The organism is Microbacterium sp. (genome assembly GCF_036277215.1).
Taxonomy (GTDB): Bacteria; Actinomycetota; Actinomycetes; order Actinomycetales; family Microbacteriaceae; genus Microbacterium.
On sequence record NZ_DASUNI010000309.1, the window covers coordinates 1 to 6,765 of the forward strand.

A 6,765-nucleotide genomic window follows, 5' to 3' on the forward strand; every position below is an offset into this window, starting at 1 on the left:
GCCGGCTCGAGCCCGCGGCATCCGTCGTCTTCGCCGGGCGGCTGCCGTCCGCCGAGCCGCTCCGGCGGCTCGCGGCCGCCGATGCGGTGGTGCAGACCTCGATCGGCTTCGAGACGCAGGGGATGACGGTCTTCGAGGCGGCATCCCTCGGCACGCCCTCGCTCGTGAGCGACCCCGACATCGCCGCCGAGCTCGGCTCGGGACTGTGGGCCGTGGCGGATGCCTCACCGTCGGCGCTCGCCGCCGCGCTGCGCACGGCGGCGGCCGATATCGCCGCCGGTACGGCGCCGGTGCCGGATCCCGCACTGCGGGAGCTCTTCCGGCAGTCGTCGCGGACCGCGGCGATGGAGGAGGTCTACGAGCGGGCGCGAGCCCGCCGGCGGGCCTGAGCGCCCGCTCGGCCTTCGTCTGCCCGCGAGATCACCCGGTGCTCGCGAGATCAGCCGCTGCCCGCGGGGGTGCGGGGCGGACTCGTGACCAGAGGGTGATCTCGCGCGCCGTGGCGCCCGCGATCAGGGAAGGCGGGTGTAGTCGGTGCGCACGCGGTGGAAGCCGTCGTTCGTGAGAGCGACGATCGACGCGCCGAGCGCGTAGGCGGCCAGGGCTGAGAGAACAATGATCATCAACATGGCAGAAACGCTACGCTTGACGGGATACAGCCACTAGTGGCAGGATGGACACACAGCGTACGAATACTGCCACGCCTGATCCATACGTCACCGTCGTCCGAGGAGTCCCGAATGAGAACCGTTGCCGTGATCGTGCAGGACGGATTCGCCCCCTTCGAGTTCGGCGTCGCGTGCGAGGCGTTCGGCCTCGATCGCACCGACGACGGCATCCCGAACTTCGACTTCCGGATCGTGACACCCGAGCCCGGAGTGGTCCAGTCGAAGCTGGGCTTCTCGATCAACGTCGACAACGACCTGGCCTTCGCCTACGAGGCCGATCTCGTGGTGGTGTCGCCGACACCGCGTGAGTGGTGGGGGCGCACGGACCCGCGCGTGATCGAGGTGGTCCGTCACGCGGCCGCCCGCGGTGCGTGGCTGCTCAGCGTCTGCAGCGGATCGTTCATCCTGGCTGCGGCGGGCGTCCTGGACGGACGGCGCGCGACCACCCACTGGATGTACGCCGAGACGATGGCCTCGATGTACCCCGCGATCCACGTGGACCCCGACGTCCTGTATGTGCAGGACGGTCGCATCATCACCAGCGCCGGAACGGCCGCGGGTCTGGACGCGTGCCTGCACCTGCTCCGCCAGGAGCTGGGGGCCGAGATGACGAACACGATCGCGCGCCGCATGGTCGTCCCCCCGCAGCGCGACGGCGGTCAGGCACAGTTCATCCGGCATCCGTTGCCGGAGGTCGCCAGCCTGTCGCTCGCTCCGGTCACCGACTGGATGCTCGAGAACCTGCGGATGGAGCTGACGGTCGACCAGCTCGCCACGAAGGCGCACATGTCGCCACGCACGTTCGCGCGCCGGTTCAAAGCCGATTACGGCACCACGCCCGCCGCCTGGCTCGGACGCCAGCGCATCATCCATGCACAGCGACTGCTCGAGCAGACCGACCTGGGCCTCGACCGCATCGCGTACGAATGCGGCTTCGGATCGGCATCCGTTCTCCGTCAGAACTTCTCGCGCGTGCTCGGAACCACCCCGACCGCCTACCGCGCGACGTTCTGCTGCGAGATCGGGATGGGCGGCTCGGCGCTCGAGCGGCGCGAGGCCGAGCGCGAGGCGTCGGCGGTGCCTGCGGCTTGACGGCGCGTATGCGTCTCGCCGTGCGGCCACGCCGCCTGACGTCGGGTTCGATAGCGTGTGACCGTGCGCGCGGCCCTGCGAAAGCTCTTCTCCCGCAAGACGATCGGCAAGGATGCCGTGTCGGGGCTGGTGCTGGGCATCGAGGCCGTGCCGGACGGACTGGCCGCCGGACTGCTCGCCGGCATCAATCCGCTCGCCGGCCTCTACGCGTACCTCTTCGGGATGGTCGGGGCCACCTTTCTCACCAGCAGCACGTTCATGGCGGTGCAGGCGACCGGTGCGATGGCGCTCATCGTGTCGGACTCCGACCTGCAGAGCCGCGCCGACCCCGACCGCGCCCTGTACACCCTCGCGATCATGACGGGCATCGTGATGATCGTCGCGGGCCTTCTGGGCGGCGGCCGGCTGGTGCGATTCGTGCCCACCGCCGTGATGACCGGCTTCATCACAGCCGTCGGTGTGAACATCATCCTCGGCCAGCTGTCCAACTTCACCGGCTTCGCCTCGGAAGGCGCGAACCGGCTCACGAAGCTCTTCGATCTGCTCGTGCACATCCCGCAGTGGAGCCTCGCCTCAGTCGCCGTGGGGCTTATGGTGATCGGGCTGATCTATCTGTTCCGGTGGACTCCGGTCGGCTCGCTCGGCCTGGTCGTCGCCGTAGTCCTCGGGTCGGGGCTGGCGGTGCTGGCGAACGTCTGGCTCGACGCGCCCGTCGTGCTGCTGAACGACATCGTCGATGTCCCGCGCGGGCTGCCCGCGCCGGTGCTTCCGAACGTCGAGGACGTGCTGTTCCTGCTCGTGCCGGCCTTCTCGCTCGCCTTCATCGGAGTGGTGCAGGGGGCGGCGGTGTCGGGGAGCCTTCCGACGCCCGACGGCAAGCCTGCGAACACGTCGCGCGACTTCATCGGGCAGGGCGCCGGCAACCTCGCCTCGGGGATCTTCCAGGGGATGCCGGTGGGCGGGTCGATGTCCGGCTCGACGCTGATCGTCGCGGGCGGCGCCCGGACACGGCTCGCGTTCATCTTCGCCGGCGCCGTCATGGCGCTCATCATCCTGTTCGCGTCGGACCTGGTCAGCTATATCGCGATGCCCGCACTGGCCGGACTGCTGATCGTGATCGGCATCGGTGCGATCAAGCCGAGTCGCATCTACTCGGTGGTCAAGAGCGGACCGCTTCCGACCACCATCATGGGCGTGACGTTCGGCCTCACGCTCCTGATCCCGCTGCAGTACGCCGTGCTCGTCGGCGTGGGCCTGGGCATCATCCTCTTCGTCGGGCAGCAGTCCAATCGGGTCCGCGTGCGACAGGTGCACGTGCTGGACGGCGGCCGGATGCGCGAGACGCAGCCGCCTACCACCGTCGCGGGCGACTCGGTCGTGATCCTGCAGCCCTACGGCAGCCTCTTCTTCGCGAGCGCCCCGATCTTCGAGCATCAGCTGCCGGAGGTGACCCCGGAATCGCAGAACTCCGTCGTCATCATCCGGCTGCGCGGCACCGACCAGATCGGGCTCTCGCTGATCGAGGTGCTGCGGCGGTACGCGAACGACCTGCGTGCCGCCGGCTCGTCGCTCAAGCTCGTGATCAGCGAGAAGCTCGTCTTCGATCAGGTCCAGGTCAGCGGACTCGCCGACGAGCTCGGCGCCGGCAACGTCTACCGCAGCACCGAGTGGATCGGCGAGACCGTCCGGCGCGCGTACGCCGACGCGCTCGCCCAGCAGCAGGATCGGTGACCGGGCTTCTGCGCGCCTTCTCGACCGCGAGACTGCAACCGGAGGTCGAGACAGCGGGTGATACCCGCGGTCTCGACGTCCCGGTGCAGTCTCGCGGGAAGAAGCGTGCGCGACGGCGCGCCGGGGAGGCAGAGACGATTGCCGCGGCATCCGCACTCTGGTAAACTTGAGTCACCGCGGCTCAAGTTTGGGATGAGTCGGACACAGACTTCAGGAGCAACATGAACGCCACGCAGCAGCCCGGGCAGGAGGAGCAGCAGAGCGCCCTCGAGCAGTTCGGGATCAACCTCACCGAGCGCGCCAAGCAGGGCAAGCTCGACCCCGTGATCGGGCGGGATTCCGAGATCCGCCGGGTCAGCCAGGTGCTGACACGCCGCACGAAGAACAACCCGGTGCTCATCGGGGAGCCCGGTGTCGGCAAGACGGCCGTCGTCGAAGGACTCGCCCAGCGCATCGTCGCGGGCGACGTCGCCGAATCGCTCAAGGACAAAGAGCTCATCAGCCTCGACCTGTCGGCGCTCGTGGCCGGTGCGATGTACCGCGGCCAGTTCGAGGAGCGCCTCAAGGCCGTCCTCAAGGAGATCACCGAGTCGGACGGCCGTGTCATCACCTTCATCGACGAGCTGCATGTGCTGATGGGCGCCGGCGGCGGCGAGGGGTCGGTGGCGGCGTCCAACATGCTCAAGCCCATGCTGGCGCGTGGAGAGCTGCGCATGATCGGCGCGACCACGCTCAACGAGTACCGCGAATTCATCGAGAAGGATGCCGCCCTGGAACGTCGCTTCCAGCAGGTGTACGTCGGCGAGCCGAGCGTCGAGGTCACCGTCGCGATCCTGCGCGGGCTGAAGGAGCGCTACGAGGCGCACCACAAGGTCGCCATCGCGGATGCCGCGCTCGTCGCGGCCGCTTCGCTGAGCAACCGGTACATCCCTTCGCGCCAGTTGCCCGACAAGGCGATCGACCTCATCGACGAGGCCGCATCCCGGCTGCGCATGGAGATCGACTCGGCGCCGCTCGAGATCGACGAGCTGCGGCGCCACGTCGACCGGCTCAAGCTGGAAGAGCTCGCGTTGAAGAAGGAGAAGGACGCGGCATCCAAGGAGCGTCTCGCGAAGCTCCGCGACGACCTGGCCGGCGAGGAGGAGCGCCTCCGCGAGCTTCAGTCGCGCTGGGAGCGCGAGCGTGCATCGCTGAACCGCGTGGGCGACCTCAAGACCAAGCTCGACGCCGCGCGCATGGAGGCCGAGCGCGCGCAGCGCGAGGGAAACCTCGAGAAGGCGTCGCGGCTGCTGTATGCCGAGATCCCGGCCCTGGAGCGTCAGCTCGTCGACGCCGAGCGCGAGGAGCCCGCGGGCGACCGCATGGTGAACGACCAGGTGACCGACGAGGACATCGCGGCCGTCATCGCGGCGTGGACCGGCATCCCGGTCGGTCGGCTGCTGCAGGGCGAGACCGAGAAGCTCGTGCACCTCGAGGGCGAGCTGGGCAAGCGCCTGATCGGCCAGAAGGAGGCCGTCAAGGCGGTCGCAGATGCCGTACGGCGTTCACGCGCGGGAATCAGCGACCCCGATCGGCCCACCGGATCGTTCCTGTTCCTCGGCCCCACCGGCGTCGGAAAGACCGAGCTCGCCAAGGCGCTCGCGGAGTTCCTCTTCGACGACGAGCACGCCATGGTGCGCATCGACATGTCGGAGTACGGCGAGAAGCACACCGTCTCGCGCCTGGTCGGAGCGCCTCCGGGATACATCGGCTACGAGCAGGGCGGGCAGCTGACCGAGGCCGTGCGCCGGCGCCCCTAAAGTGTCGTGCTCCTCGACGAGGTCGAGAAGGCGCACCCCGAGGTGTTCGACGTGCTGCTGCAGGTCATGGACGACGGCCGTCTGACCGACGGCCAGGGCCGCACCGTCGACTTCAAGAACGTGATTCTGGTGCTGACATCGAACCTCGGCTCACCGATCCTGATCGACCCCACCCTCTCGCTGGAGCAGAAGCGGGAGGCCGTGCAGGGCCTGGTGCGCCAGGCGTTCAAGCCCGAGTTCGTGAACCGCCTCGACGACATCGTCATCTTCCAGGCGCTGAGCGAGGACGACCTCGCGCAGATCGTCGAGCTCGCCGTGGACGCTCTGCAGCGCCGGCTGCACGACCGCCGGCTGACGCTCGCGGTCACGCCCGACGCCCGGGCATGGCTCGCCGAGCGCGGATACGACCCGGTATTCGGGGCGCGGCCGCTGCGCCGGCTCATCCAGTCCGAGATCCAGGACCGGCTTGCGATGGCGATCCTCTCGGGCGGCGTGCACGACGGCGACCTCGTACGGGTGGATGTCGCGGCCGACGGGTCGACGCTGGTGCTGACCAGCAGCGGCCCCGCGGCCGCGGAGGAGGTCGCGGACGACGATGAGGTGATCGAGGCGATCCTGGAGGACTGAGCCCGGGCCGCCGCGCCGCATCTGGTCGCCTGTCACGACCCGCCGACGCGGTGCGCGACCCGTGACGGGGGAGCGGGCCTGAGGGTCGGGCGGTACGGTCGGAGGCATGCGCATCGCGAAGTCCGGCCGGTTCGTCTTCGTCGCCCAGTGGGTGGCCGCCGTGCTCCTCCCGGTGTTCTTCTTCCTCGGTCGCGGGCTCGTCGGCGCGCAACTCGGCTGGATGGCGATCATCGGCATCGTCTACGGGCTCGTGGTCGTCGCGATCCTGCTCCTCCCGCCGGTGCTGACGCTCTTCGATCGCACCGTCCGCCGGGGCAAGGCGACGCGCCTGGGCTACGACACCTCGAGCTTCGTGCTGTGGGGCGGCCTCCTCGCGGCCGCGCTCACCGTTCCCGACTCGGGTGACAGCGGACACCTCGACTCCGCGCTGACGACGTGGACGGGCGGCGCCGTCAGCTACGAGGCGTCCTCGATGGTCTTCACCGTCGCCGCCTTCGTCGTCGGCCTGGCCTACCTCGCCGCGCTGGTGCTGGCCATTCTCGGGATCCTCCGCTGGCGGCGACCGTTCGATGCGTGACGCGCAGCGCACGGGTTCACCGATCCGATCGAGCGTTCGATGACCGAGGAACGGCCGCCCGCCGCGCGTCATCCCTCACCGGTCGGGGCGCTCTGGCGTTCGACTCACCCGGGTCCGAGCGTCGTCGTCACCCTCATCGCGATCATGCTCGGGATCGCCGCGGGCCTCGAGCCCTGGCGCATCGCCGTGCTCGGCCTGGCGATCCTGCTCGGGCAGCTCTCGGTCGGCATCTCCAACGACGCCATCGACGCACCGCGCGATCGTGCGACCG

4 protein-coding genes and 2 pseudogenes are annotated in these 6,765 nt (G+C 69.3%); all 6 read left to right on the plus strand.

The genetic code is table 11. From position 1 onward, the window contains the following. Nucleotides 1-389: glycosyltransferase (locus tag VFX99_RS15060; protein WP_329667108.1), on the plus strand; the 389-nt coding region annotated here is incomplete at its 5' end. Nucleotides 390-740: 351 nt separating this feature from the next. Next, complete coding sequence (locus VFX99_RS15065; RefSeq protein ID WP_329667109.1) at nt 741-1,760, plus strand: GlxA family transcriptional regulator; 1,020 nt, start codon at nt 741-743, stop codon at nt 1,758-1,760. Between the two features lie 63 nt (nt 1,761-1,823). Further along, a complete protein-coding gene (locus VFX99_RS15070) occupies nt 1,824-3,491 on the plus strand; it encodes a SulP family inorganic anion transporter (RefSeq protein ID WP_329667110.1) in 1,668 nt (555 codons plus the stop codon). Nucleotides 3,492-3,712: 221 nt separating this feature from the next. Next, a pseudogene (locus VFX99_RS15075) lies at nt 3,713-5,917 on the plus strand (ATP-dependent Clp protease ATP-binding subunit). A gap of 106 nt (nt 5,918-6,023) precedes the next feature. Further along, entirely contained in the window at nt 6,024-6,494 is a 471-nt protein-coding gene (locus VFX99_RS15080; protein ID WP_329667111.1) for a hypothetical protein, read from the plus strand. 39 nt (nt 6,495-6,533) lie between these two features. Next, nucleotides 6,534-6,765: pseudogene (locus tag VFX99_RS15085) on the plus strand (hypothetical protein); the annotation flags it as partial.

Excerpts from the sequence above, each read along its gene's own strand:
- VFX99_RS15065 (WP_329667109.1), top strand. The coding sequence starts at position 741 with ATGAGAACCGTTGCCGTGATCGTGCAGGACGGATTCGCCCCCTTCGAG.
- VFX99_RS15080 (WP_329667111.1), top strand. The coding sequence starts at position 6,024 with ATGCGCATCGCGAAGTCCGGCCGGTTCGTCTTCGTCGCCCAGTGGGTG.